Here is a 23,282-nt window from a genome sequence, read left to right as displayed (position 1 = left end):
AATCGGCCTCAGCGACTCCTATGCCTTGCGGAGCAGCCCGCCGTACTCGTAGATGCCCTTGTTGTTCTCGGTGGCGCCGAGGTACGGGGCCAGGGACTCGTGCACCGGGGCGAGCGGCGGCTGGTCGGGGTCCGGGCGCCAGTCGGCCAGATTGACCAGTCCCGGCTCCACGGGCTCCAGGCCGTCCAGGAAGGCGTCGAGTTCGGCCGGGGTGCGGGTCTGCCACGGAATGCCGCGCTCCGAGATGTGCGTGGTCATCTCGGCGCCCCTGGCCGGGTCGTCGCAGACGACCTGGGACAGGCCCAGATAGCTGCCCGGCGCCGCCCGGTCGATGACGGTACGCAGGACCGCACGGGGCTCGTCGGCATCGGTGAGGTGGTGGCCCACCGACAGGAACAGCACCGCCACCGGCTCGGAGAAGTCGATCAGCCGCCGCACCTCGGGATGGTCGAGAACGGACTGCTGGTCCCGCATGTCGGCCGTGATGACGGTGGTGGAGTCGTCGTCGGCGAGCAGTGCCCGGCCGTGCGCCAGCACGATCGGGTCGATGTCGACGTAGACGACGCTGGTGTCCGGTGCGAAGCGCCGGGCGACCTGGTGGACATTGTTGTCGGTCGGCAGCCCGCATCCCATGTCGAGGATCTGGCGGATGCCCGCCTCCTGGGTCAGGTGGCGCACGGCCCGGAAGAGGAACTGACGGTTCTGCCGGGCGATGTCCACGCACTCGGGGAAGTCCGGCAGCGTGGAGAGGAGGAAGGCGCGGTCGACGTCGTAGTTGTCCTTGCCGCCCAGCATCCACCCGTAGGCGCGTGCCGAGGTCGGCACGTCGAAGGGTATCGAGGTCGTCCCGGACTGACTGTCATCGACCATGCGTGCTCTCCGCCTCTCCGGCGTATCCGCCGTATCTGCGGAGCGAGCCCGGCTCCGCCGTGGTGAGACTACCCTCTGATTCGCACCTCGGTTGGCCGGTTCATGAGGCCAACGCGCCTGCTGGCAGGGGAGATTGGCGATCGATCGTACATCTCGGGTATTCCCGCCTCCCGGCATGCCGAAGACCCCGCCCCCGGGCAGGGGGCGGGGCCACTCACGCGCGGCTCCTAGGGTGCGGTCGCGTACACGCGGCTCGCGAACTCGGCGATCTGTTCGTCGCTCAGGTTCTTCGCGAGGTTGGCCTCCGTGATCATGCCGACCAGACGGTGGCCGCTCTTGACGTCGATCACCGGCAGCCGCTTGATCCGGTGTTCCTCCATGGTCGCCAGGACCTCGGTTGCCTCGGCCTCGGCGTCGATCCAGTGCACCTTGGCATTGAGGGATCCGGCCTGCACGGTCGCCGGGTCGACGCCTTCGGCGCAGCACTTGACGACGATGTCACGGTCGGTGATCAAGCCTGTGAGCTTGTTGTTGTCGCCGCAGATGGGCAGGCAGCCGACGCCGAGATCGCGCATCATCTTCGCCGCGTCGAACAGCGACTGGTGCGCACCGACGCACTGCACGCCGCCGGACATCATGTCCCGGGCTCGCAGCTTCTCAGCCATGATTTTCCTCCCGTCCTCTCCCGTCCTCGAGGGCGTGTCCTGAGGGTGTTGAGGGGTCTCCCCGAGGGCGTGGTGTCCTCCGCCATCGATCACAACACGGATGGCCCAACATCGCTCCCCGGATGCGAGCGCGTGGAATCTGTGCTGTCAGGGCTCCAGGTGGCTGAATCCCACCTCGAAGCGCTCGACCGAGACAACCCGCTGGCCTTCACGCTGCGCCACCTGCTCGCGCAGCCGGGTCGCCCGGACCTCGCTGGCCTGCATGGACTGCTCGTCGTCCCACAAAGTCAGCGACTTCGCCTTTCCGGATGCCCGGTCGACGAGGTAGTACACGCCCCGGAAGCCGGGAACCTGCTGGACCTCCTTGAGAACCGCCTCCCAGTTCGCGGTCAGGTCCCCCTCCGCGGGAACCGGTGATCCCTGATAGGTGCTCAGCCTCACGAACATCGCAGCCAACCCTTTCCTGGCCCGCTGCCGGCCGGGGGGCAGGCAGCTCCAGGACCAGGGTGCTCCGGCAGGCCGCTCGCCGCATGGCGAGCGGCCTGCCCGGTCGGGGCTCTCGGCCTGTCAGCCCAGCGCCACCGTGAACACGTGGATGTTCTGGTTGTCCGGCAGTGTCACGCTCCTGATCGTCTTGCCGGCCGGCGCACGGAAGGCCTTGGTGGCGAAGACATAGGCGTCCACCACGTCCTTGTCGCCGCCGCTGATATTGCGGTACGCGGTCCTGGCGACGGTCTCGTTTCCGTACTGGACCGTGCCGCCACCGCCCCCGATCGTCCAGTCGGTGAAGGAGAGGTCGGCGGTGCCCGTACTGCCGTCGGTGTACGTCACCGTCGCCGTCGCCGCCTGGTTGCCGTTGACCGCGCTTCCGAGGAAGGAGAGGGCGGTCGGCGCGCCGGACAGGTCGATCGTCCGGCCGGTGGCCGAGGCGTTGTCGGGGCGTGCCACCGGCGATGCGGGCCAGGTGAAGCCGAGGCCCTGGGTGGTGCCCTTGGCGCCGGGTGCGAGTCCGGCGGCGGTCAGTGCCTGGCGCGAATAGCTCCAGCCACCGCCGTCGTAGTCGGCTTCGTCGTGCTCACCCGCGTCGTCGGAGGCGCCGACGTTGTTGTACGCGGCGAGCAGGCTGCCGGGCTTCGCGACGGTGACGGTCACCGGCTGCTTCACCGCCACTCCTCCGTCACTCGTGACGGCCACCTCGGCGTCGTAGAAGCCCTCTGCCGTCTGCTCTCCCGCAGTGAGTGCGATGTCGGCGGTGCCACCGGGACCGACCGTGCCGGAGGCCGGTGAGGCGGTGAGCCCGGCGGGCGCGGTCACCTTGAAGTCCACGGCCGGTCCAGTACCCGAACTCACCTGCACCGCAGCCACCTTGACGGTCAGCGATCCGCCCGGAGCGACGGTCCCGGTGGTCGGCCCCACGCCGATCTGGTACGGCTGCTCGCCGGTGCGGAACGACGGCGGGGCATCGTCCGCGGCCGACCCCCAGGAGCGGTTGGGCTCCTTGCCGAGCGTGTAGTCGAGCGTCCCGCCGCGGGCCACGAGGGAGGCGGGCAGCCACGGCTTGTCGCTCGCCGCGCCGTTGACCTTCAGCGACTGGACGTACGGGGCGTCGGCGGCGGCGCCCGCTGCCCTCACCGTGATGTCGCGGTGGCCGCGCTCGATCTCGATCCGGGGGAACAGCGGTGAGGACAGGACGAGTTCGGCGCGCGAAGGCACCTGCGGGTACATGCCCATCGCCGAGAAGACGTACCAGGACGACATGGCGCCGAGGTCGTCGTTGCCGGGGATGCCTTCGGGTGCGGTCGACCACAGCTTGCGCATCGCGGCCCGTACGGTCTCCTGTGTCTTGTACGGCTGCCCCGCGTACGCGTACAGGTAGGGCACGTTGATGGACGGTTCGTTGTCCATCTCGGACTTGTCGCCGCCGCTGCCCGTGAAGGCCCAGCTGCCGTCGGCGTTGTGGAAGAAGGAGTCCAGCCGCCTCGCCGCCTTGTCCTTGCCGCCCATCGCGGCGAAGAGTCCGGCCGCATTGTGCGGGACCATCCAGGTGTACTGGGCCGCGCTGCCCTCGACGAAGCCGTTGCCGGTGGACGGTGCGAAGCCGGTGACCCAACTGCCGTCGGCCTTGCGGTTGGCGATGTATCCGCCGGTCGGGTCGGCCGCGGCGTTGAAGTTGTTCTGCCACCATTGGGCGCGCTCGGTGAAGGTCTTGGCCGTCTTCTTCCGGCCCGCGGCGGTGGCGAGCTGGGAGAGCGCGAAGTCCGCGCCGGAGATTTCCAGAGTCTCGGCGGCCCCGCCCCAGGCGTTCGAGACGGACGGCATGTAGTGAAGGGACAGGTACTTGTCCAGGGACGGCCGTTGCCCCACCGACAGGATGGGCTTCCCGGCCGGGCTGAGGTCCTTCTCGCTCGGTACGGTCGCGGCCTTGACCAGCGAGTCCAGTGCCCCGTCCAGGTCGAAGCCGTCGCCGCCGAAGGCGTGGATGCCGGCGAGTGCGGCGGGCGACGGGTCTCCGTTCATGACATGCGTACCGCCGGCGTTGTGGATCCACCGGTCCCACAGGCCGCCGTTCTGGCGGGCCAGGTTGTACAGAGACTGGGCGATGTCGGAGCCGGTCTTCGGCTTGAGCAGGGTCAGCAGCTGGAGCTGCGAGCGGTAGACGTCCCAGCCCGAGAAGGTTCCGTACTGGGCCTTCTGCCCACCTGTCACCCTGTGGACCTTGCCGTCGCTGCCCGCGTAGCGCCCGTCGGCGTCGTTGATGACGTTGGGGTGGAAAAGGGCGTGGTAGAGCGCGGTGTAGAAGGTCGTGCGATCGGTGTCGGTGCCGCCGCCGACGCGGATGGCGGAGAGTTCACGGCGCCAGGCGTCGTGCGCTGCCCGTCGTACGTCGTCGAAGGAGCGGGCCGGAGGGTTCTCGGCGGTGAGGTTGGCCTTCGCGCCGTTCTGGTCGACGTAGGAGATGGCGACCTTCACGCCGACAGGGTCCTTGCCGGGCGCGAACTGGACGTATCCGCCCGAGCCCTTGCCCGTGACGGGCCGGCCGTCGGTGCCGAAGCCGCCCGTGCCGCCGTCGGCTGCCGTGGCGCCCGGCGCCAACTCGCCGTCCTTCCAGGTGCCGTGGGCGGTGAAGGCGCGGTCGAAGGTGGCGGTGAAGTGGACCGTGTAGTAGCTGCGGCGCCCCTCGGGATCGAGATAGCCGCAGAAGTTGCCGCTGGTGACCGAGCCGGAGACGGTGCGGCGCTGCGGATCGATGTCGAGGTGCGCGTCGGTGGAGCCGACCTCGGAGGCGGCGCTGCGGATGAGGAGCGACGCCGCCTTGTCCTCGGGGAAGGTGAAGCGGCCTGAACCGGTGCGGGTGGTGGCGGTCAGATCGGCGGTGACGCCGGACTTCAACGCGACCTTGTAGTGCCCGGGTGCGGCCTTCTCGTCGGCGTGGCTGAAGTCGGACGCGTACACCGCGTCCTTCGTGTCCGCGGCGGGGGAGGACGTCACCTCGCCCGCGTAGGGGAAGAACGGGATGTCGCCGGAGCCGCCCGCGCAGCCGGTGCCGGACATATGAGTCAGGCTGAAGCCCCGGATGCGGGTGGCGTCGTACTGGTAGCCGCCGGGAGCGGCGGTACGGGTGGCGTTTCCGCGGGTGTTCTCGGGGCTCCAGGAGAGCAGGCCCTGAGGGAGGACGGCGCCGGGGAAGGTGTTGCCGCCGTTTCTGCTGCCGATGAGTGGGTCGACGTAGACAGTTGGGTCACTGACCAGCGGTAACGCCGGGTCCGCCGAGGCCGGAGCGGCGAGCGCGGGCATGGTGAGTCCCACGGTCAGCGCCACGGCGGCGAAGGCGGCCGGGAGCTTCAATTGCATGGCGGTCCTGCCTTGTCGGAAGGGCCGCGCACGACGGGTCGAACAAGCCGGAGGGGACCGTACCGCACATCCCTGGCATCCCGAAAGACGCCCCGGGAGGCGCCCCGAAAGACGACCCCGAACGCCCTTGACGGGACTGGGTGCTTGGGGCTCTACTGATCGGCATCTTCCATTTGACAACGTTGTCGCGCCTCGGCGGGTCGAACAAGCCACCGCCCGTCCAAGGCCGCCGACCAGGCGAACGTGTTCAGTCCAGGTTGGAGAAGCTGCTGCCCGAGTCCGGTGGCTGAACGCCGTCGGCGGCGGCGGCCGTCCGAGTCCGCCGCCGTCCCCGGTGAGTCTGCCCTCAGGCCACCGGTCCCGCGTGCAGGCTCTCAAGACGCCGTTGCAGCACCTGCAGCGCCCCGCGCTGACGGCCCGGAACACTGCGCCGCAGCCGGACCAGCGCCGGCGCGAGCGCCCGCGCCCGGGGCAGGTCCCGGATCTGCTCCCACTGGTGGTGAGCGCGGTCGACCGCACCCTCGACATCGGGGTCGTCGGTCGTCTGCTGACGCGTCAGGCGGGCATCCGCGACGGCCATCCACAACTCGCAGCTGAGGGACGGATCCTGAGCGAGCCGGGCAAGATCGGCCCGGACCTCCAGCCAGTGGATCGCCTGCACGGAACCGGGGCCGTGGGCCCGTAGCTCCTGCTGCTCCCAGGCGGCGGCAGCAGCCGCGGCCTCGGCGTGCCGCCCGGCCTGCGCTGCGGCGAGAATCGCCGGATGCGGGTCCCCGGAAGGCTGCGGGTCGGCCTCGCTACGCGATGTGCCGACCGGGGCGGCCCCGGCCGGTGGCGCGACCCGTCGGGGCGGGGGAGTGCCGATCGCAAGGAGGAGGGCTTGTTCGCCACCGGCCCGTGCTGCGGCCTGCTCGTGCAGGGTGGCCAGATCCGGCCGTGCCCCGCTGCGCCAGATCGCGGCGCATGCCTTGAGATAGTCGGGACTCGCGGCGCCCCGGCGCTGGGGAGCCGGCGTGACGCGTCCGTAGAGACGGATGCCCTGTCCCAGGCCGAGGCCCCGCGAGGCGATGTGCTGCCAGGCGTCGGCGTCGGCGACCAGGTCGACGACGACCGTGGTGGTGCCGGGCCGCCGGATCCCCGTCTCTGCGGCCAGCCAGTGCCAGGGAAGCGCTGTGTAGCGCATGGTCATTGGACTGGTCCGGGCGAGCGCGAGATGCAACAGCCGCTGTTTGCGGTCGAGTTGGAGCTGCCCTGCGATGTACAGGAACAGCGGCCCCTCCGCGGTTGCCGCCGCGCGGATCCGGGTGAGGACGGTCTGCGGATCGAGGGGATCGGCGAGCTCGACGACCGTGGCGGCCGGGGTTCCGGTGAGCGCGCTGGGCGGGACGGCGGCGAGCGTGGGCAGCACGGAACTCGCGTCGATGAGACGCCCCTTGCCGACCGGGGCGGCCGCGATGAGCAGCGCTGTTCCCGGTTGTGCCGTGTCCCCTCCGTTGATCACCACACCCAGCACCGTAGCCGACGTCTCCTCGGAGGCAGGCGCCCGGCGGACCGCACCACCCCCTGGTGGCTTCGCCTCAGGCGTCCGCCACCGAGTCGAACTCCACCTCGTCGCGCCCGACCCCCTGTGCGTCCGCTTCCACGGACCGGCGCAGCGCCTCGTGCAGCTTCGCCGGGGTCAGCACACCCAGGAAGCGGCCCGCCCGCGGCCATTCTTGTCATGACCCTTGCAGGGCACGGGTGGGCGCTGCTATTCCATCAGTTAGGAAAGTTTCCTTCCAGTTCTCGTAAAGCCAATGGAGACCCCCATGAGACGGGCACAGTTCTGGTTACGCTCGCTCGGCGGCGTCGGCACAGCCGTCACCGCTCTGCTCCTCGGCCTCACCGTCGCACCCTCGGCCCCCGCCGCCGAGGCACCGACCGCAGCCGCCGCCGTCACCCACGAGGCCGAGAACGCGGTCATCTCGCAAGGCGTCGTCGAGTCCAACCACACCGGATTCACCGGCAGCGGATTCGTCAACTACAACAACACAGCCGGCAGTTACGTCGAGTGGACGGTGGACGCCGCCCAGGCAGGCAGCACCTCGCTGACCATCCGCTTCGCCAACGGCACCACGGCCAGCCGCCCGATGGACATCACCGTCAACGGTGCCGTCGCCGCCACGGCCCGCGCCTTCCCCGGCACCGGCGCCTGGACCTCCTGGACGACGACCGCCGTCACCGCCACCCTCAAAGCGGGCGCGAACACGATCCGGGCCACCGCCACCACCGCCAACGGCGGCCCCAACGTGGACAGTCTCACCACCGACGCGGGCGGCCCCGCGCCCGGCGGAAAGACGCCCGTCGAGATCAACGGACAGCTCAAGGTCTGCGGCACCAAGCTCTGCAACCAGTACGGCAAGCCCATCCAGCTGCGCGGCATGAGCACCCACGGCCTGCAGTGGTACAGCCAGTGCGTGACCTCCGGCTCGCTCGACGCCCTGGCCACCGACTGGAACGCCGACGTCCTGCGCATCTCGATGTACATCCAGGAAGGCGGCTACGAGACCAACCCGCGCAAGTTCACCGACCTGGTCCACTCGATCATCGAACAGGCCACCGCGCGCGGTATGTACGCGATCGTCGACTGGCACATGCTCAGCCCCGGCGACCCGAACTACAACCTCTCCCGCGCCAAGACCTTCTTCAACGAGATCACGCAGCGCCACGCCAACAAGAACAACCTGCTGTACGAGATCGCCAATGAGCCAAGCGGCGTGAGCTGGGCGAAGATCAAGAGCTATGCCGAGCAGCTCATCCCGGTGATCCGGCAGAACGACCCGGACACCCCGGTCCTCGTCGGCACCCGCGCCTGGTCCTCCCTCGGCGTCTCCGAGGACTCGAACGAGACCGAGATCGTGAACAACCCGGTCAACGCGTCCAACATCATGTACACCTTCCACTTCTACGCGGCCTCGCACGGCACCGAGTACCTGAACACCCTCTCCCGCGCAGCCGACAAACTCCCCATGTTCGTCACCGAGTTCGGCACCCAGACCGCATCCGGCGACGGCGGAAACAACTTCACCAGGTCCCAGCAGTACATCGACCTGATGGCGAGCAAGAAGATCAGCTGGTCCAACTGGAACTACTCCGACGACGAGCGCTCCGGCGCCGTCTTCAAGGGCGGCACCTGCGACAGGAACGGTCCCTGGACCGGAACCGGGCCGCTCAAGCCCGCAGGCGTCTGGGTCCGCGACCGCGCCAGGACCCCGGACGACTTCCCGACGAGCTGAGCAGGGCTCCCTGTGTCCCCCCGCCCGCCCGTGTGATCCCATGGGCGGGCGGAGCACAGAACAGGAGCATCAGTGACCAGCTATCGCCAACCGGGAATCGTCCTCACCGACCGGCACTTCACCGTCCCGCTCGACCACGCCGACCCGGCGGGCGAGCAGCTCGAACTGTACGGCCGCGAGGTCGTCGCGAGCGGGCGGGCCGGTGCCGATCTGCCCTGGCTGGTCTATCTGGAGGGCGGGCCCGGCTTCGGCGCCCGCCGCTTCGTCGGCAAGCAGGCATGGCTCGGCCGGGCCGTGCAGGAGTACCGGGTACTGCTCCTCGACCAGCGCGGCACCGGCCGCTCCACCCCCCTGAACCGCCAGACCCTGCCCCTGCGCGGCGAGCCGGAGGCACAGGCCGACCACCTCGCCCTCTTCCGCGCCGACAGCATCGTGCGCGACTGCGAGTTCATCCGGCGGCGGCTCACGGGCGGCGCGCCGTGGACGGTACTGGGCCAGAGCTTCGGCGGATTCTGCGCCACGCACTATCTCTCCACCGCCCCCGAAGGGCTGCGGACCGCGCTCATCACGGGCGGTCTGCCCGCCCTGGACGCCCAGGCCGAAGACGTCTATCGCGCCGCCTACCCCCGCATCCAGCGCAAGGCCGAGGCGCACTACGCCCGCTATCCGCAGGACGTGCGCCGTGCGCGCCGTATCGCCGAGCATCTCGCCCAGCACAAGACCGTGCTGCCCGGCGGCTATCGGCTGACGCCCGAGGCCTTCCAGTCGCTGGGGATTCTGCTCGGCGGCGGGGACGGCAGCCATCAGCTGCACTATCTGCTGGAGGACGCCTTCGTCCGCACGGGAGCGGGGCACGAACTCTCCGACGCCTTCCAGGAAGCGGTGCTCGGGACCCTCTCGTACGCAGGACATCCGCTGTACGCCGTGCTGCACGAGGCGATCTACGCCCAGGGCGCCGGGCCCACCGGCTGGGCCGCCGAGCGGGTTCGGGCCGAATTCCCGCAGTTCGACGCCGAGACGGCCCTCGACGGGGACGGTCCTCTTCTGTTCACGGGGGAGACCATCCACCCCTGGCACTTCGAGGTGGACCCCGCCCTGCGACCGCTGCGCGAGAGCGCCGAGCTGCTGGCCGCCCGCACCGACTGGACCGCGCTCTACGACCCCGCACGGCTCGCCGCCAACGAGGTGCCCGTAGCCGCTGCCGTCTACCACGACGACATGTACGTCGACACCGAGCACTCGCTGCGCACCGCCCGCACCATCCGCGGACTGCGTACCTGGGTCACCGACGAGTACGAGCACGACGGGGTGCGGGCGAGCGGGCAGCGGGTGCTCGACCGGCTGCTCTCGCTGGCCCGCGGCGAGGTCTGACGCACGAGCGGCGCCGTATCCTGCGCCCATGACCGAGCCTGTGATCGAGCAACTGGAACCCATGCCCGACGACTGGCAGCGTGCGCTGGCCGTCGTCGCCCACCCCGACGACCTGGAGTACGGGTGCGCCGCGGCCGTCGCCGCCTGGACCGACGGCGGAAGGGAGGTCTCGTATCTCCTTGCCACCCGCGGCGAGGCGGGGATGGACACCGTGGAACCGGCCAAGTGCGCCCCGCTGCGCGAGCAGGAGCAGCGGGCGAGCGCGGCGGTCGTCGGTGTCTCCTCGGTGGAGTTCCTGGACCACAAGGACGGTGTGATCGAGTACGGGACCGCGCTGCGCCGTGACATCGCGGCGGCCATCCGCCGCCACCGCCCCGAGCTGGTGATCACCCTCAACCACCGCGACACCTGGGGCGGCACCGCCTGGAACACCCCCGACCACCGGGCGGTGGGCCGGGCGACGCTCGACGCGGCCGCCGACGCCGGGAACCGCTGGATCTTCCCCGAACTCATCGCCGAGCAGGGCCTTGAGCCGTGGAACGGGGTGCGCTGGGTGGCGGTCGCGGGCACCACGACGCCCACCCATGCGGTCGACGCCACCGCGGGCCTGGAGCGCTCGGTCCGCTCCCTGCTGGAGCACCGCACGTATATCGAGGTGCTCACCGACCAGGACCCGGAGGAGTACTGCCGCACGTTCCTCACCGGCAATGCCCAGCGGGCGGCGGAGCGCTTCGGCGGCCGGCCCGCCGTGACCTTCGAGCTGTTCGGCCGCTGACAGCGGCGGTACGCTGCCCCGCATTCTGATGGAGCGTCAGAAAGGGGTGGCCGTGATCGACACGCTGGACCGGGAGATCGCCGAGGGTGAGGAGCGGATACGGCTCGACGTCGAAGACGGCATCGGCATCCTCACCCTCTGCCGCCCCGGGAAGCTGAACGGCTGGAGCTGGGAATCCAGCCGCCAGCTGGGGCTGATGGCCGAGAGGATCCGCTTCGACGACACCATCAGAGCCGTACTGCTGCGTGCCGACGGCCGCGCCTTCTGCGCGGGCATCGATGTCACCGCGCCCGGCGGCGCGATCACCGGCCGCTCGCCCGCCGAACGCACCCAGCGCTACTACGAGGGCATCCGCTGGGTGCACGAGCGCTTCGCGGCCTTCGCCCACCTGCCGCAGCCCGTCGTCGCCGCCGTCCAGGGCTACTGCCTGGGCTTCGGCTTCGAGCTCGCGCTGATGGCGGACGTGCGTATCGCGGCCGACGACGCCGTCTTCGCGCTGCCGGAGGCGCAGATCGGGGTCGCCGTCGACGCGGGCGGCGATCTGCGGATCGCGCGAGAGGCGGGCGCGGGATGGGCGAAGTACCTGGCGCTCACCGGCCGCCGTATCGACGCGCCGACGGCCGAACGACTGGGCCTCCTCCAACTAGTCGTGCCCGCAGCCCAGTTGGCGGATGTCGCGTACGAGGTCGCCGCCGAGATCGCGGGCAACGCGCCGCTCGCCGTCCGCGCGGTCAAACGCGACATCGACGCCTATGCCGACGCCGGGATGGCATCCGCTCTCGACCGTACGGCACTGAGCGCGGCCCTCACCCTCACCTCGGAGGACTCCAGGGAAGGGTACGCGGCGAAGGCGGCCCGCAGGCCACCGCACTTCGAGGGCAGGTGACTTCGGGGCAGACGAGTCAGCCCTCGAAGGGGCCCCGCCCCAGCTGCTCCCGTACCGTCACGACGGGCGCGCCGACCCCGGTGCGCCGCTGCCAGTTCGCCCCGTCCACCACCAGCGTGTGCCCGCTGATGAACCGCGCATAGGGCGAGGCCAGAAAGGTCGCCGCCCAGCCGATCTCGCGCGGCTGTCCGACGCGCAGTGCGGGCTGGCGCCCGTCCTTGTCGTCGGCCCGCTCCAGACCGCCGCGGATGTCGGCGGTCATGTCCTCGTGCGGTACGAGCCCGGGGACCAGACCGTTGATCTGGATTCCGTACGGTCCCCACTCCACGGCGAGTGTCTCCACCAGATTCTGTACGCCCGCCTTGGCCGCGGCCGAGTGTACAAAACCAGGACCGCCGGTCCAGGCGTACGAGGCCCCGATGTTGATGACCGACCCGGGCGTGCCCGCGGCGAGATGACGCCGGGCGAACTCCCGAGCCATGAACCAGGTCCCGCTCAGCGTGATGTCGACGACGGCGCGCCAGCCGTTGGGGGACAACTCCTCTGCGGGTACGGGGAAGTTGGCGGCGGCGTTGTTCACCAGTACATCGGGCAGCCCGAGCGCGGCATCGGCGGCGTCGAAGACCTCGGCGATACGGTCGGGCTCCCGGATGTCGCAGACCTCGACGCCCACCCTGCCCCCGAACATGTACAGCCCCTCCCGGGCAGCCTTCAACCGCTTCTCGTCCCGTCCCACCAGCACCAGATCGGCCCCGAGGCGCGCGAATTCGCCCGCGATCGCCTTGCCGAGACCCGACCCGCCGCCGGTCACGAGAACCACATGTCCCTCGTACGTCCTCGCCGGCAGCGCACTCGCACCGAGCGGGGGAGCGGCGGGGAGCCCGGGCTGCTGCGGGGAGGCGCTCTCGTGTGTCATGGCCGCATCGATAGCCGCTGCGGCCTGAATCCGCCATACCCGTGCTGCCGGGACGATCGTCCCGGCCTCGCGTAATTGACAAATGGCCTTGCTGTTTCTGCAATGGACACATGGACGACGAAAAACGGCTCGATGCCGTACTGGGCGAGGTGGGCCCCCGGCTCCGCAGGATCAGACGGGAGCGCGGGGCCACGCTCGGTGCGCTCTCGGAGGTGACCGGGATTTCCGTGAGCACCCTGTCCCGGCTCGAGTCCGGGCGCCGCAAGCCCAGCCTCGAGCTGCTGCTGCCCATCGCCCGGGCGCACCAGGTACCGCTCGACGAGCTCGTCGGCGCGCCGCCGGTCGGTGATCCGCGGGTGCGGGAGAAGCCGATCGTCCGTCACGGCCGGACGATGCTGCCGCTGACCCGGCAGCCGGGCGGACTCCAGGCGTACAAGGTGGTCCAGGAGCCGGGCGGTGCCGATCTCGAGCTGCGGACGCACGAGGGATACGAATGGCTGTATGTCCTGTCCGGCCGGCTGCGACTGCTGCTCGGTGACCACGATGTGGTGCTGACCGCGGGGGAGGCTGCGGAGTTCGACACGCGCGTGCCGCACGGGTTCGGCCCGGCGGGGGACTCGCCCGTGGAGTTCCTGAGTCTGTTCGGGCCGCAGGGCGAGCGGATGCATGTACGGGCCAGGCCCAAGCGCGGCTGATAGGGGGCTTCCCGCGAAGCAAGCGACCGCTTAGTATGCGACGAGCATGGTACTGCCTACGGTTTGTGGAGGCCCCGAAATGCAGGCATGGCGAGTGCACCGGAACGGCGAGCCGAGCGAGGTGATGCGGCTCGAAGAGGTGGACCGGCCGACGCCCGGTGAGGGGCAGCTGCTGCTGAAGGTCCGCGCGGCGAACATCAACTTCCCCGACGCCCTGCTCTGTCGCGGCCAGTACCAGGTGCGGCCGCCTCTGCCGTTCACACCGGGCGTGGAGATCTGCGGCGAGACCGAGGACGGCCGCCGCGTGATCGCCAACCCGGCACTGCCGAACGGCGGACTCGCCGACTATGTCGTCGCCGACGCCGCGGCCGTGCTGCCCGCACCCGAAGCGCTCGACGACGCCGAGGCGGCCGCCCTGCACATCGGCTACCAGACCGGCTGGTTCGGACTGCACCGCCGGGCACACCTCCAGGCGGGCGAGACGCTGCTCGTGCACGCGGCGGCGGGCGGTGTCGGCAGCGCGGCCGTCCAGCTCGGCAAGGCGGCAGGTGCGCGCGTCATCGGCGTCGTCGGCGGCGCGGACAAGGCGCGCATCGCACGGGAGCTGGGCTGCGACGTCGTCATCGACCGCCGCGAGGACGACATCGTCGCCGCGGTCAAGGAGGCCACCGGCGGCCGCGGAGCGAACGTCGTCTACGACCCGGTCGGCGGCGACGCCTACGCCAAGTCGGCCAAGTGTGTCGCCTTCGAGGGCCGGATCGTGATCGTCGGCTTCGCGAGCGGCTCGATCCCCAGCCCCGCCCTCAACCACGCCCTGGTCAAGAACTACTCGATCGTCGGCCTCCACTGGGGCCTGTACAACCAGATGGATCCCGCCGCGATCCGCGGCTGCCACGAGGAACTGACCAAGCTCGCCGCGCAGGGCGTGATCAAGCCGCTGATCAGCGGACGCGTCGCCATGAAGGACGCGGCGGACGCCGTCCAGCGCGTAGCCGACGGCACGACCACCGGCCGCCTGGTCGTCATCCCGGAAGGAGATGCCCGATGACGGACGCCGCCGAACTGCTCACCCGTACCAAGGAGTTGCTGGCCGCGCACCCCCCGGCCACCACGGACCGCACGGACTTCCTGAAGGCGCGCTTCGACGCGGGTCTCGCCTGGGTGCACTACCCCAAGGGCCTCGGCGGACTCGGCGCGCCGCGCACACTGCAGGCCGTGGTGGACGCCGAGCTGACCGCCGCGGGCGCGCCCGACAACGACCCGCGCCGGATCGGCATCGGCCTCGGCATGGCCGCCCCGACGATCCTCAAGTACGGCTCCGAAGAGGTGAAGCAGCGGTTCCTGCGGCCGCTGTGGGTCGGCGAAGAGGTGTGGTGCCAGCTCTTCAGTGAGCCCGGCGCGGGCTCGGACCTCGCCGCGCTCGGCACCCGCGCCGTCAAGGACGGTGACGACTGGATCGTCAACGGGCAGAAGGTGTGGACCTCCAGCGCCCATGTGGCCCGGTGGGCGATCCTCATCGCCCGCACCGACCCCGATCTGCCCAAGCACCGCGGCATCACCTACTTCATCTGCGACATGAGCGACCCCGGTGTCGAGGTGCGCCCGCTGCGCCAGATCACCGGCGAGGCGGAGTTCAACGAGGTCTTCCTCACCGATGTGCGCATCCCCGACGCGCACCGCCTCGGCGAGATCGGCGAGGGCTGGAAGGTCGCCCAGACCACCCTGATGAACGAGCGCGTCTCGATCGGCGGCAGCCGCATCCCGCGCGAGGGCGGCATGATCGGCCCGATCGCGCAGACCTGGCGCGAGCGCCACGAGCTGCGCACACACGATCTGCACCAGCGGCTGCTGACCCTGTGGGTGGAGGCCGAGGTCGCTCGGCTGGCCGGGGAACGGCTGCGCCAGCAGCTCGCCGCGGGCCAGCCGGGCCCCGAGGGCAGTGGAATGAAGCTCGCCTTCGCCCGCCTCAACCAGGAGATCAGCGGCCTGGAGGTGGAACTGCTCGGCGAGGAGGGCCTGCTGTACGAGGACTGGACCATGCGCCGCCCCGAACTCGTCGACTTCACCGGACGCGACGCCGGCTACCGCTATCTGCGCTCCAAGGGCAACTCCATCGAGGGCGGCACCAGCGAAGTGCTGCTGAACATCGTCGCGGAACGTGTACTCGGACTGCCCTCCGAGCCGCGCAACGACAAGGACGTCGCCTGGAAGGACCTGACCCGATGAACCCGCAGCCCGATCTGCTGTACTCCGAGGCCGAGGACGACCTGCGCGCCGCCGTACGTTCCCTGCTCACCGACCGCAATGACACCGCGTCGGTCCTGGTCCGCGCCGAGGCCGGTACGCCGTACGACCCTGAACTGTGGAAGGCGCTCGCAGGGGACATGGGCGCGGCAGGTCTGCTCGTGCCCGAGAAGCTCGGCGGTCAGGGCGCGAGCCACCGTGAGGCGGCCGTGGTCCTGGAGGAGCTGGGGCGCAGCGTCGCCCCCGCGCCGTATCTCAGCAGCTCGGTCATCGCGACCGAGGTACTGCTCGGGCTTGACGTTCAGGCCCCCGAAGTGGCCGGTCTGATCGAAGAGTTGGCGACCGGACGCAAGACCGCCGTGCTCGCCGTGCCGCTGTCGGCCTCGCCGCACGGGCCGCTGCCGGTCGGCGCCTCCAGGATCACCGGGGTCGCGGACGCCGCCGTCGCCGATGTGCTCCTCGTCCTCAAGCCCGACGGGCTGTACGCGGTCGAGGCGGCGAGCGTCACCGTCGAGGCACTGACCCCGCTCGATCTCACCCGCCCGCTCTCCGCCGTCACCATTGGCGACACGGCGGCCGCCACCCGCCTCGCCGACGCGGCAACCGCCGAACAGGCGGTACGGCGCGGACTGCTCGCCGGGGCCGGGCTGCTCGCCTCCGAGCAGCTGGGGCTCGCCGAGTGGTGCCTGGAAGAGACCGTCCGCCACACGCGCGAACGCCACCAGTTCAACCGCCCCATCGGCTCGTTCCAGGCCCTCAAGCACCGTATGGCGCAGCTGTGGCTGGAGGTCGTCTCGGCCCGTGCCGCGGCACGGAACGCCGCCGACGCGCTGGCCACGGGCAGCCCGGAGGCCGCTCTGGCGGTCGCCGTCGCCCAGGCGTACACCTCCAAGGTCGCCGTGCACGCCGCCGAGGAGTGCGTCCAGCTGCACGCCGGCATCGGCATGACCTGGGAGCACCCGGCGCATCTGTACCTCAAGCGCGCCAAGTCCGACGAGATCGCGCTCGGCACGCCCGGCCGCCACAAGGAGACTCTGGCCGACCTGGTCGCCCTCCAGGCTCCCTAGGTCGTGTCTAAAAGTCCCAACTCGCCCGGCTCCACGGCCGCCGCACCGACCATCGGTGCGGCGGCCGTTGCGTATCACGCACACTGACGGCCCGTCACGGCTGAGCATCAAGTGACGGATGGCCGAACTCTTCGCGCTGCCCTGCCCATTGGGCTGCCCGCGACGCATACTCACCGATGTCCCTCCCGACCCGTAGAGCCCGGAGGCACCATCGTGCTGACCACCCGTCGCAGAGCCGTCACCACCATCGCCGCCGCGCTGGCCGGCGCCGTCGCAGCACCCGCCTACGCCCAGGCCGCGGAGCGGCACGGCGGCCAGACCCGCCCGCAGCCCCTGCGCCGGGCCCACGCCCACAACGACTATCTGCACCAACGGCCCCTGCACGACGCCCTGTCGCACGGCTTCACCAGCGTGGAAGCGGACATCTTCCTCGTGGACGGCGAGCTGCTCGTCGCCCACGAGCCGACGGACCTCGACCCGACCCGCACCCTGCGCTCGCTCTACCTCGACCCCCTGCTCGCCCGCGCGAAGGCCAACCACGGCTCGGTCTACCGCGGTTACCGGCGGCCCGTACAACTCCTGATCGACATCAAGACGGACGGCGTCAACGCCTATCTCGAACTCGACCGCCAGCTGCGGCACTACCGTCGGATGCTGAGCAGCTACTCCCACGGCCACGTCCGCCTCGGCGCCGTCACCCCAGTCATCTCCGGCGACCGGGCTGCCCGCGTACCCATGGAGGCACAGCACCAGCGGTACGCCTTCTACGACGGCCGCCTCGAAGACCTCGGCACCACCGCCCCCGCCTCCTTCGTCCCGCTGATCTCCAGCAACTGGACGCAGAGCTTCACCTGGTTGGGTACGGGTCCCTTCCCGGGCGCCGAGCGGCAGAAGCTGCACGCGATTGTCGCCGAGGCCCACTCCCACAATCAGCGCGTCCGCTTCTGGGCCACCCCCGACGTGGCAGGGCCGGACCGCGACGCGATGTGGACCGAGCTGCTCGCCGCCCGCGTCGACCACATCAACACGGACGATCTGGCAGGCCTGGAGAGCTTCCTGCGCGCCCACGGCGAGTAATCGAACTCACTGGCAGACAACACCCGTACGGCGGACACGCCAGTCGGCCGTACGGGCCCCTCCCTGCGCCAGACTGACCGCCGAACGCCGCGATCCCCGCGCGGCGGAGGAGGTTGGCCATGGCCATTTCGATCTCGATCGTGCTGCTTCTGCTCGTTCTCGCAGTGATCTTTCTGCGCAACGGCGGACTGAAGATGTCCCACGCGTTCGTCTGCGCCCTGCTCGGGTTCTACCTCGCGAGCACCAGCATGGCGCCGACCATCCAGGAGGGCATCGCGGCAACCGCCAACGTGGTCGGCAGTCTCAGGCCGTGACGTCGTCGGTCAGCTCGAAGTAGCTGCCGCGGCCCTCGTCCACATGCACCACATACCGGCCGACGCGGACGATCTGAGCGGTCCCCACCCGCCAGGAGCCGCAGGCCCCTTCGCTGTCCGGCAGCGGCGTCCAGACCTCGCGGAACGTACTGCCGTCCGCGTTCACACCCGTCTCGGTCATGTCCTCGCCCGACCGCTGAAGTGTGCCCACATCCTCGCCGGGCTCCCCGACGTCATGGTGGAAACGGACCTGCCCGCCTTCGTAGGTGGTGACGCCGGCGAAGCCGCGGCTGTCCGCGTAATAGGCGTCGATCTGGAGCCAGACCACATGCTCGTTCTCCTGCAGCGGTCCGCCGTTACGGCTGATTCCGGCGCGCAGCCACGCGCCGCGAGTGGGGGCGTTCACGCGTACCAGCATGTCAGCAGGTGAAGAGCGGGCGGGGAGCGGGCGAGGGCCGCTCATTGCGTGATCATGAAGTGTCGATAAAGCCCATAGCCCTTACATGGACACCTCAAGGCGCCGGCCCTACCGTCGGGCGGCGGCGCGATCGTACGTCGTCCACAACCGAGGAGCCGCATGTCCCGAAGAGCGCTCGCCCGCGCACTCTGACGTTCGGCCGCAGCGTCGTCGGCGGCGTCAGCCGGATCGACGTACGTGAGGACGGCAGCGGCTGCGACACCGTCTGGCACAGCGACGTCCGCTCACCCTCCACCGTGCCCAAACTCTCCACCGCCAACGGCCTCCTCTATTTCTACGAGAAGGAGCCCAGCAAGCTCGGCATCGACGCCTGGTACCTGACCGCGGTCGACTACCGCACCGGCGAGCGCCGCTGGAAGCGGCTGACCGGCACAGGGCCTTCGTACGACAACAACTGGGCGCCGATCACCATCGGCCCCGACGGCACCGCGTATGCGGGGGTCTTCAACGGCATCGTGGCGGTACGCGACCGGGCCTGAGCACTCAGCCGTCCACCACGTGCGAGCGGATCAGGAACCGCACGCCCTCGGGCGCCTCAAGTGAGAAGCCGCTGCCCCGGCCCTCGACGACGTCGACGACGAGCCGGGTGTGGCTCCACAGCTCGTACTGGCTCTTCGAGATCCAGAACGAGACCGACTCCTCGACGCCCTCCACCCGGAGATCCTCTAGGAGGACGTCGGACGCGCCCGTACGGAACTCCCCGTCCAGGTAGCACATGGGCGCGCTGCCGTCGCAGCAGCCGCCGGACTGGTGGAACATCAACGGACCGTGGGCGGCCCGCAGCCGCCGCAACAGATCGGCGGCTGCGGGTGTCAGCTCCACGCGCGGGGCATCGGTCATCCCACCAGCAGAGCACCGGCGAGGTTGCAATGCCGTTGCAGCGCCTTCGCGGAAGATCTTTCCCCTGGGGTGTCGATCGAGCGCGATCCCGTTCGACAGACCTGTGAAGGGCGTCGAAAGGGGCGCACCACCGATCAGGAGGAACAGCCATGAGGAAGATCATCTACTACGTCCACTCGTCGCTCGACGGACACATCGACGGGCCGGGCGGAGCCTTCGACTGGCCGGTACTCGGACCGGAGCTCGGCGCGTACAGCGACAGCCTGCAAGAGCGCGCCGACACCTTTCTCTACGGCCGCATTGTCTGGGAGATGATGGCCGGCTACTGGCCCAACGCCGAGTCGATCTCCGACGACCCGCACGACCTCGCCTTCGCGCCCGTCTGGCGCCGTACTCCGAAGATCGTCTTCTCCAGGACCCTGCAACAGCCGGAGGGGAACGTCCGCGTGATCGGCGGAGATCTCGCCGAGGAGGTCCCGGCCCTGAAGCAGAGCCCTGGAAAGGATCTGCTGCTGATGGGCGGTTCGACACTTCCTGCCGCCCTCACGGAGCTGGGCCTGATCGACGAGTACCACATCGTCGTGCACCCGGTGGTCCTCGGCGGCGGAAGGCCGCTGTTCCTGCAGGGGAAGGAGCGGCTCAACCTCACGTTCGTCGAGTCGCGGTCCTTCGACGCGCGCACGGTGCTGCTCCGTTACGAGCGTCCGGCGGGATGATTGCCCGGCCCCGGAGTGTTGAACGGATGACACGATCTCCGACGAGACGATGGGACGGATGCCATGCCTCTTGAGGGTGAGTACGAGCCGAGCCCGGCGAAGTGGGTAAGCGACCAGGTCGACCTGTACGAAAGCTCCGGCGGGACCAAGGGGACGACGTTGCGGGGCTTGCCCGTCATAGTCCTGACCACCAGGGGCGCCAAGAGCGGCAAGATCCGCAAATCCCCGCTCATGCGGGTGGAGCACGAGGGCGCGTACGCCGCGGTGGCATCGCTGGGCGGCGCCCCCAAGCATCCGGTCTGGTACCACAACGTCGTCGCCGACCCGCGGGTCGAGCTGCAGGACGGGTCGGTGCGCCAGGACATGACGGCGCGTGAGGTGACCGGCGACGAGAAGGCGCTGTGGTGGGAGCGCGCGGTCGCGGCGTACCCGGATTACGCCGCCTACCAGAAGAAGACGGAACGTGAGATCCCGGTCTTCGTCCTGGAGGCGGCGGACAAGGAGCACTGACCGGGCAGGTCAGGGCTGAGGGGGCGCAGCGGTCGCGAGAGCCGTCTGAAGCGCGGGTGCCGCCTTCGCTGCCGCGGCCGTGTCCTTGCGGTCGGCAGCGTCTCGCAGTTCACGCAGTTGGGCGTCGATCTGCGCGGCTTTGGCGGCCTCCGTACTGTGCTTGGCACGTGCCCAGGTGAGTTCGAGACTGGTGACGTCCCCGGCGACCGCGCCCGTGTCGCCGGAGGCGGCATCGGTCGTCAACTGCCGTGCCCACAAGGACATCCGGGCCGCCTCTTCCGTCGCGAGCGGTTCATACCGCAGATGCAGATCGAGGTCGTTCTGCGCGACCCGCAGCACCGCGCCGTGGACCCCCTTCGCATCGCGCGCCTTGACCGCCGTGGTGAGTGTGTCGAGGTCGCGGTCCATCTGCTGGGTGAGCAGCTGGGGCACGCGGTCCGCGCTCCGGTAGGCGTCCCATGCGGCCCGTACCTTCTGCACAGCCGCCGGGTCCACCGTGCCGCTCTGTGCCGTACGGACGGCGTTCGACAAGGCGGTCAGCCCGCCGGGCACGGGACCCGGCTTGACGTCGGTGGGCACGGCCAGGGAGACCGCTTCGAGGTCGCCGCCCGGGTTCCCCGTGGAGAACTCCCCGTATCCGGGGGCGAAGACCTTGTCCTCGTGGCTGCCGTCCATGTGCAGCTCGCTCACGGTGATCGCGCCCTTGACCGGCCCGTACGGGCCTTCGACCGTCTGCCCCACGGCCTTGACCCTGACTTCCTCGAAGACGATCTCCGGCACATTCTCCGGCCGGTACACGTTCCCGGCCTTCGGATGCGCAGGCATGATCATCGCAGCCGGTCCGGTCTTTCCGGCCTTCCAGGTGCCGGCGGTGTCGGCGACCACGCCGTCCTGGCAGTTGAAGACGCTCTCACCGAGGTACCAGACAGAACCGTCGTCGGCCTGTGCGAACCAGTCGAGCGCGACCTCCTCGATCCGACCGTCGGACAGAGCCATGTACTGCAGGGTGCGCACCTTCACCTGCTCGCCCTTGATGGCGATGGACGACGTGCCCGGCAGCAGCGTGAACTCGGTCCGGAACGGCTTGCCGCCGACCTGGCCTCCGTAGATCACCTGCTGGACCTGTGAGCTGGGGTGGAGCGGGTTGGTGATGGACGCCGAGCGGGAGAAGACCGGCTTGGCCAGGTCCACCCGGTCCTTCTCGGGCGCGAGCGGCATGCACTTGCCGGTCTTCTTGCCGGTGGCCTCGTCGATGATCTGCACGCAGCCCGAGCGCGTCTGGGCGCTCCCCGCACCGCTGGTGCATCCGCCGGTCGCGAGCGTCGCGCCCAGCACCACCGCCACCGCTGCCGCGAGTTTCCTGCTGTTCATGACGGGCCTCCTCGTCTCGTAAGCAGACCGTGGCAGCAGGGCGCTGAAAGGACCCTGAACGAAACTGAACCGGCCTTCAGGGACGGCCCGGACCGCCCTCGCCGGAGGGGAGCGACACCTCGAAGCGGGCACCGCCCAGTGCGCCTTGCGACACCGTCACCGAACCGCCGTGCGCCGCCACCAGCTCCGCGACGATCGCCAGCCCGAGCCCGCTGCCGCCGCCGTCCTCGACGGAACGGGAACGCGCGTCGTCGAGCCGTACGAACCGCTCGAAGATCCGCTCACGGTCGCCGTCCGGGACTCCGGGCCCGTCGTCCTCGACACCCAGCACGATCCGGCCGTCCCCCGTCGCCGCGAGGTCGAAGGCCACCCGGGTTCGGGCGTGCCGGGCCGCATTGTCACCGAGGTTGCGCAGTACCCGCCGCAGGCCCTGCGGATCCGCCTCCAGCCGCGCCGGCGACACACCGGCCGTGCTGACCCGAACCTCCGCCGCTGTCGAGCGCAGCCGCCGTGCCTCGTCGAGCACCAGGTCGTCGACGTCGACCGGCTGGAGGTTCGGTCGCAGCCCGTCCTCGTCGGCCCGGGCCAGCAGCAGCAGCAGATCGTCGACCAGCCGCTGGATGCGCAGATCCTCCGCCAGTACGGTCGCCGCCAGCTCAGACATGCGCGAGGATCTCCCGCTTGGACACGGTCTCGCCGCGTCTGCGCAGCAGGAACTCCAGCAACGCCAGCTCGCGGGCGGTCAGTTCGACCCGTTCCCCGCCGCGCGAGACCTCCTTGGCCGCCGGATCGAGCCGCAGATCACCAGCGGTGAGTGTGGCGGGCCGCTCGCGCGGGTCGCGCCGCAGCAGCGCACGTAGCCGGGCCAGGAGCACGGCGTACGAGAAGGGCTTGGTCAGATAGTCGTCGGCACCGGTGTCCAGACCCTCGACCTCGTATCACTCGCCTTCCTTGGCGGTGAGCATCAGGATCGGCGTCCAGTTGCCTTCGGCGCGCAGGGCCGCGCAGACGCGGTAGCCGTTCAGACCCGGCAGCATGATGTCGAGGACGATGGCGTCATAGGGGTTCTCACGCCCCGCCACAGGCCGTCGGTCCCGTCGAACGCGACATCGACGGCGAAGCCCTCCGCCTCCAGCCCGATGCGCAGCCCTTCGGCGAAGCGCTCCTCGTCCTCGATGACCAGTACGCGCATGTCCTGATTGTGGCCCCCGGCACCTGAAGCGGAGCTGAACGCGCACGAGTGTCGCCTGGACCCGCGTCCTCACCCTGGATCGCGAACTCGCCGCTGCCGACCCAAGAAACTCCCTACCGGCTGCTGCACGTCGCCGCCCGCCTCACCCGTGCCTGACCCTGGCCCTTC

22 protein-coding genes and 3 pseudogenes are annotated in these 23,282 nt (G+C 70.1%); 13 read left to right on the top strand and 12 right to left on the bottom strand.

Annotation, left to right across the window (positions count from 1 at the left end; translation table 11 throughout):
* Positions 1-18 precede the first annotated feature (18 nt).
* The 6 genes and pseudogenes from ABZS64_RS12105 to ABZS64_RS12080 all read right to left on the bottom strand — a co-directional run.
* Positions 19-870, bottom strand: a complete 852-nt coding sequence (locus tag ABZS64_RS12105; RefSeq protein WP_355826900.1) for an SAM-dependent methyltransferase — start codon at positions 868-870, stop codon at positions 19-21.
* Between the two features lie 227 nt (positions 871-1,097).
* Positions 1,098-1,535, bottom strand: coding sequence for a CBS domain-containing protein (locus ABZS64_RS12100; protein WP_355826897.1), 438 nt, complete (start codon positions 1,533-1,535; stop codon positions 1,098-1,100).
* A gap of 147 nt (positions 1,536-1,682) precedes the next feature.
* A complete protein-coding gene (locus ABZS64_RS12095) occupies positions 1,683-1,982 on the bottom strand; it encodes a hypothetical protein (RefSeq protein WP_355826894.1) in 300 nt (99 codons plus the stop codon).
* 120 nt (positions 1,983-2,102) lie between these two features.
* On the bottom strand, positions 2,103-5,387 hold the full coding sequence (locus ABZS64_RS12090) for a GH92 family glycosyl hydrolase (RefSeq protein WP_355826891.1): 3,285 nt from the start codon (positions 5,385-5,387) through the stop codon (positions 2,103-2,105).
* A gap of 346 nt (positions 5,388-5,733) precedes the next feature.
* On the bottom strand, positions 5,734-6,900 hold the full coding sequence (locus ABZS64_RS12085; RefSeq protein ID WP_355826888.1) for a hypothetical protein: 1,167 nt from the start codon (positions 6,898-6,900) through the stop codon (positions 5,734-5,736).
* Between the two features lie 64 nt (positions 6,901-6,964).
* A pseudogene (locus ABZS64_RS12080) lies at positions 6,965-7,084 on the bottom strand (ABC transporter ATP-binding protein); the annotation flags it as partial.
* Between the two features lie 99 nt (positions 7,085-7,183).
* On the opposite strand from ABZS64_RS12080, the gene ABZS64_RS12075 reads away from it, so the two are divergent.
* From ABZS64_RS12075 to ABZS64_RS12060, 4 genes are all read left to right on the top strand, one after another.
* Complete coding sequence (locus ABZS64_RS12075; protein WP_355826885.1) at positions 7,184-8,662, top strand: cellulase family glycosylhydrolase; 1,479 nt, start codon at positions 7,184-7,186, stop codon at positions 8,660-8,662.
* A gap of 72 nt (positions 8,663-8,734) precedes the next feature.
* Positions 8,735-10,033, top strand: coding sequence for an alpha/beta fold hydrolase (locus ABZS64_RS12070; protein ID WP_355826883.1), 1,299 nt, complete (start codon positions 8,735-8,737; stop codon positions 10,031-10,033).
* A gap of 28 nt (positions 10,034-10,061) precedes the next feature.
* Positions 10,062-10,808 carry a PIG-L deacetylase family protein gene (locus tag ABZS64_RS12065; RefSeq protein ID WP_355826880.1) on the top strand — a complete coding sequence of 249 codons (747 nt, stop codon included), beginning with the start codon at positions 10,062-10,064 and terminating at the stop codon, positions 10,806-10,808.
* Between the two features lie 52 nt (positions 10,809-10,860).
* Entirely contained in the window at positions 10,861-11,694 is an 834-nt protein-coding gene (locus ABZS64_RS12060; RefSeq protein ID WP_355826877.1) for an enoyl-CoA hydratase/isomerase family protein, read from the top strand.
* 16 nt (positions 11,695-11,710) lie between these two features.
* Here ABZS64_RS12060 and ABZS64_RS12055 read toward each other — a convergent pair whose 3' ends face one another.
* Entirely contained in the window at positions 11,711-12,610 is a 900-nt protein-coding gene (locus ABZS64_RS12055) for an SDR family oxidoreductase (protein WP_355826874.1), read from the bottom strand.
* 110 nt (positions 12,611-12,720) lie between these two features.
* Here ABZS64_RS12055 and ABZS64_RS12050 point away from each other — a divergent pair, with 110 nt between their 5' ends.
* From ABZS64_RS12050 to ABZS64_RS12025, 6 genes are all read left to right on the top strand, one after another.
* Positions 12,721-13,305: an XRE family transcriptional regulator gene (locus ABZS64_RS12050; RefSeq protein ID WP_355826871.1), complete on the top strand. Its 585-nt coding sequence runs from the start codon at positions 12,721-12,723 to the stop codon at positions 13,303-13,305.
* A gap of 79 nt (positions 13,306-13,384) precedes the next feature.
* Positions 13,385-14,353, top strand: a complete 969-nt coding sequence (locus tag ABZS64_RS12045; protein ID WP_355826868.1) for an NADPH:quinone oxidoreductase family protein — start codon at positions 13,385-13,387, stop codon at positions 14,351-14,353.
* The gene (locus ABZS64_RS12040; RefSeq protein WP_355826865.1) at positions 14,350-15,531 is read left to right on the top strand and encodes an acyl-CoA dehydrogenase family protein; all 1,182 of its coding nucleotides are present in this window, start codon (positions 14,350-14,352) and stop codon (positions 15,529-15,531) included. Before ABZS64_RS12045 ends, ABZS64_RS12040 begins: the two co-directional genes overlap by 4 nt.
* Positions 15,528-16,616 carry an acyl-CoA dehydrogenase family protein gene (locus tag ABZS64_RS12035; RefSeq protein WP_355826862.1) on the top strand — a complete coding sequence of 363 codons (1,089 nt, stop codon included), beginning with the start codon at positions 15,528-15,530 and terminating at the stop codon, positions 16,614-16,616. Before ABZS64_RS12040 ends, ABZS64_RS12035 begins: the two co-directional genes overlap by 4 nt.
* A 210-nt stretch (positions 16,617-16,826) precedes the next feature.
* Positions 16,827-17,693, top strand: coding sequence for a phosphatidylinositol-specific phospholipase C/glycerophosphodiester phosphodiesterase family protein (locus ABZS64_RS12030; RefSeq protein ID WP_355827093.1), 867 nt, complete (start codon positions 16,827-16,829; stop codon positions 17,691-17,693).
* A 119-nt stretch (positions 17,694-17,812) separates the two neighbouring features.
* Entirely contained in the window at positions 17,813-18,007 is a 195-nt protein-coding gene (locus ABZS64_RS12025) for a hypothetical protein (RefSeq protein ID WP_355826859.1), read from the top strand.
* On the opposite strand, the gene ABZS64_RS12020 is transcribed toward ABZS64_RS12025, so the two are convergent.
* A complete protein-coding gene (locus ABZS64_RS12020) occupies positions 17,997-18,413 on the bottom strand; it encodes a hypothetical protein (RefSeq protein ID WP_355826856.1) in 417 nt (138 codons plus the stop codon). The two genes, ABZS64_RS12025 and ABZS64_RS12020, sit on opposite strands and share 11 nt — an antisense overlap.
* Positions 18,414-18,622: 209 nt before the next feature.
* Here ABZS64_RS12020 and ABZS64_RS12015 point away from each other — a divergent pair.
* Positions 18,623-18,964: pseudogene (locus tag ABZS64_RS12015) on the top strand (hypothetical protein); the annotation flags it as partial.
* 4 nt (positions 18,965-18,968) lie between these two features.
* Here ABZS64_RS12015 and ABZS64_RS12010 read toward each other — a convergent pair.
* On the bottom strand, positions 18,969-19,325 hold the full coding sequence (locus ABZS64_RS12010; RefSeq protein WP_355826853.1) for a DUF779 domain-containing protein: 357 nt from the start codon (positions 19,323-19,325) through the stop codon (positions 18,969-18,971).
* A 149-nt stretch (positions 19,326-19,474) separates the two neighbouring features.
* On the opposite strand from ABZS64_RS12010, the gene ABZS64_RS12005 reads away from it, so the two are divergent.
* Positions 19,475-20,041 carry a dihydrofolate reductase family protein gene (locus tag ABZS64_RS12005; RefSeq protein WP_355826850.1) on the top strand — a complete coding sequence of 189 codons (567 nt, stop codon included), beginning with the start codon at positions 19,475-19,477 and terminating at the stop codon, positions 20,039-20,041.
* A 63-nt stretch (positions 20,042-20,104) separates the two neighbouring features.
* On the top strand, positions 20,105-20,551 hold the full coding sequence (locus tag ABZS64_RS12000) for a nitroreductase family deazaflavin-dependent oxidoreductase (protein ID WP_355826847.1): 447 nt from the start codon (positions 20,105-20,107) through the stop codon (positions 20,549-20,551).
* 9 nt (positions 20,552-20,560) lie between these two features.
* Here the strand turns inward: ABZS64_RS12000 and ABZS64_RS11995 are convergent, their stop codons facing one another.
* The 3 genes and pseudogenes from ABZS64_RS11995 to ABZS64_RS11985 all read right to left on the bottom strand — a co-directional run.
* Positions 20,561-21,922: a hypothetical protein gene (locus ABZS64_RS11995; RefSeq protein WP_355826844.1), complete on the bottom strand. Its 1,362-nt coding sequence runs from the start codon at positions 21,920-21,922 to the stop codon at positions 20,561-20,563.
* Between the two features lie 76 nt (positions 21,923-21,998).
* Complete coding sequence (locus ABZS64_RS11990) at positions 21,999-22,577, bottom strand: ATP-binding protein (protein ID WP_355827090.1); 579 nt, start codon at positions 22,575-22,577, stop codon at positions 21,999-22,001.
* 4 nt (positions 22,578-22,581) lie between these two features.
* A pseudogene (locus tag ABZS64_RS11985) lies at positions 22,582-23,114 on the bottom strand (response regulator transcription factor); the annotation flags it as partial.
* Positions 23,115-23,282 lie beyond the last annotated feature (168 nt).

The sequence above is a fragment of the Streptomyces sp. NPDC005408 genome (genome assembly GCF_040606445.1).
Lineage (GTDB): Bacteria > Actinomycetota > Actinomycetes > Streptomycetales > Streptomycetaceae > Streptomyces.
This window is presented reverse-complemented; position numbering and strand designations above follow the sequence as displayed.

What these genes read in the sequence shown, in the direction of transcription:
- ABZS64_RS12035 (WP_355826862.1), top strand. Translation starts at nt 15,528, where the DNA reads ATGAACCCGCAGCCCGATCTGCTGTACTCCGAGGCCGAGGACGACCTG.
- ABZS64_RS12105 (WP_355826900.1), bottom strand. Translation starts at nt 870, where the DNA reads ATGGTCGATGACAGTCAGTCCGGGACGACCTCGATACCCTTCGACGTG.
- ABZS64_RS12095 (WP_355826894.1), bottom strand. Translation starts at nt 1,982, where the DNA reads ATGTTCGTGAGGCTGAGCACCTATCAGGGATCACCGGTTCCCGCGGAG.
- ABZS64_RS12025 (WP_355826859.1), top strand. Translation starts at nt 17,813, where the DNA reads ATGGCCATTTCGATCTCGATCGTGCTGCTTCTGCTCGTTCTCGCAGTG.
- ABZS64_RS12050 (WP_355826871.1), top strand. Translation starts at nt 12,721, where the DNA reads ATGGACGACGAAAAACGGCTCGATGCCGTACTGGGCGAGGTGGGCCCC.
- ABZS64_RS12005 (WP_355826850.1), top strand. Translation starts at nt 19,475, where the DNA reads ATGAGGAAGATCATCTACTACGTCCACTCGTCGCTCGACGGACACATC.
- ABZS64_RS12100 (WP_355826897.1), bottom strand. Translation starts at nt 1,535, where the DNA reads ATGGCTGAGAAGCTGCGAGCCCGGGACATGATGTCCGGCGGCGTGCAG.
- ABZS64_RS12090 (WP_355826891.1), bottom strand. Translation starts at nt 5,387, where the DNA reads ATGCAATTGAAGCTCCCGGCCGCCTTCGCCGCCGTGGCGCTGACCGTG.
- ABZS64_RS12040 (WP_355826865.1), top strand. Translation starts at nt 14,350, where the DNA reads ATGACGGACGCCGCCGAACTGCTCACCCGTACCAAGGAGTTGCTGGCC.
- ABZS64_RS12055 (WP_355826874.1), bottom strand. Translation starts at nt 12,610, where the DNA reads ATGACACACGAGAGCGCCTCCCCGCAGCAGCCCGGGCTCCCCGCCGCT.
- ABZS64_RS12010 (WP_355826853.1), bottom strand. Translation starts at nt 19,325, where the DNA reads ATGACCGATGCCCCGCGCGTGGAGCTGACACCCGCAGCCGCCGATCTG.
- ABZS64_RS12065 (WP_355826880.1), top strand. Translation starts at nt 10,062, where the DNA reads ATGACCGAGCCTGTGATCGAGCAACTGGAACCCATGCCCGACGACTGG.
- ABZS64_RS12000 (WP_355826847.1), top strand. Translation starts at nt 20,105, where the DNA reads ATGCCTCTTGAGGGTGAGTACGAGCCGAGCCCGGCGAAGTGGGTAAGC.
- ABZS64_RS12045 (WP_355826868.1), top strand. Translation starts at nt 13,385, where the DNA reads ATGCAGGCATGGCGAGTGCACCGGAACGGCGAGCCGAGCGAGGTGATG.
- ABZS64_RS11995 (WP_355826844.1), bottom strand. Translation starts at nt 21,922, where the DNA reads ATGAACAGCAGGAAACTCGCGGCAGCGGTGGCGGTGGTGCTGGGCGCG.
- ABZS64_RS12075 (WP_355826885.1), top strand. Translation starts at nt 7,184, where the DNA reads ATGGAGACCCCCATGAGACGGGCACAGTTCTGGTTACGCTCGCTCGGC.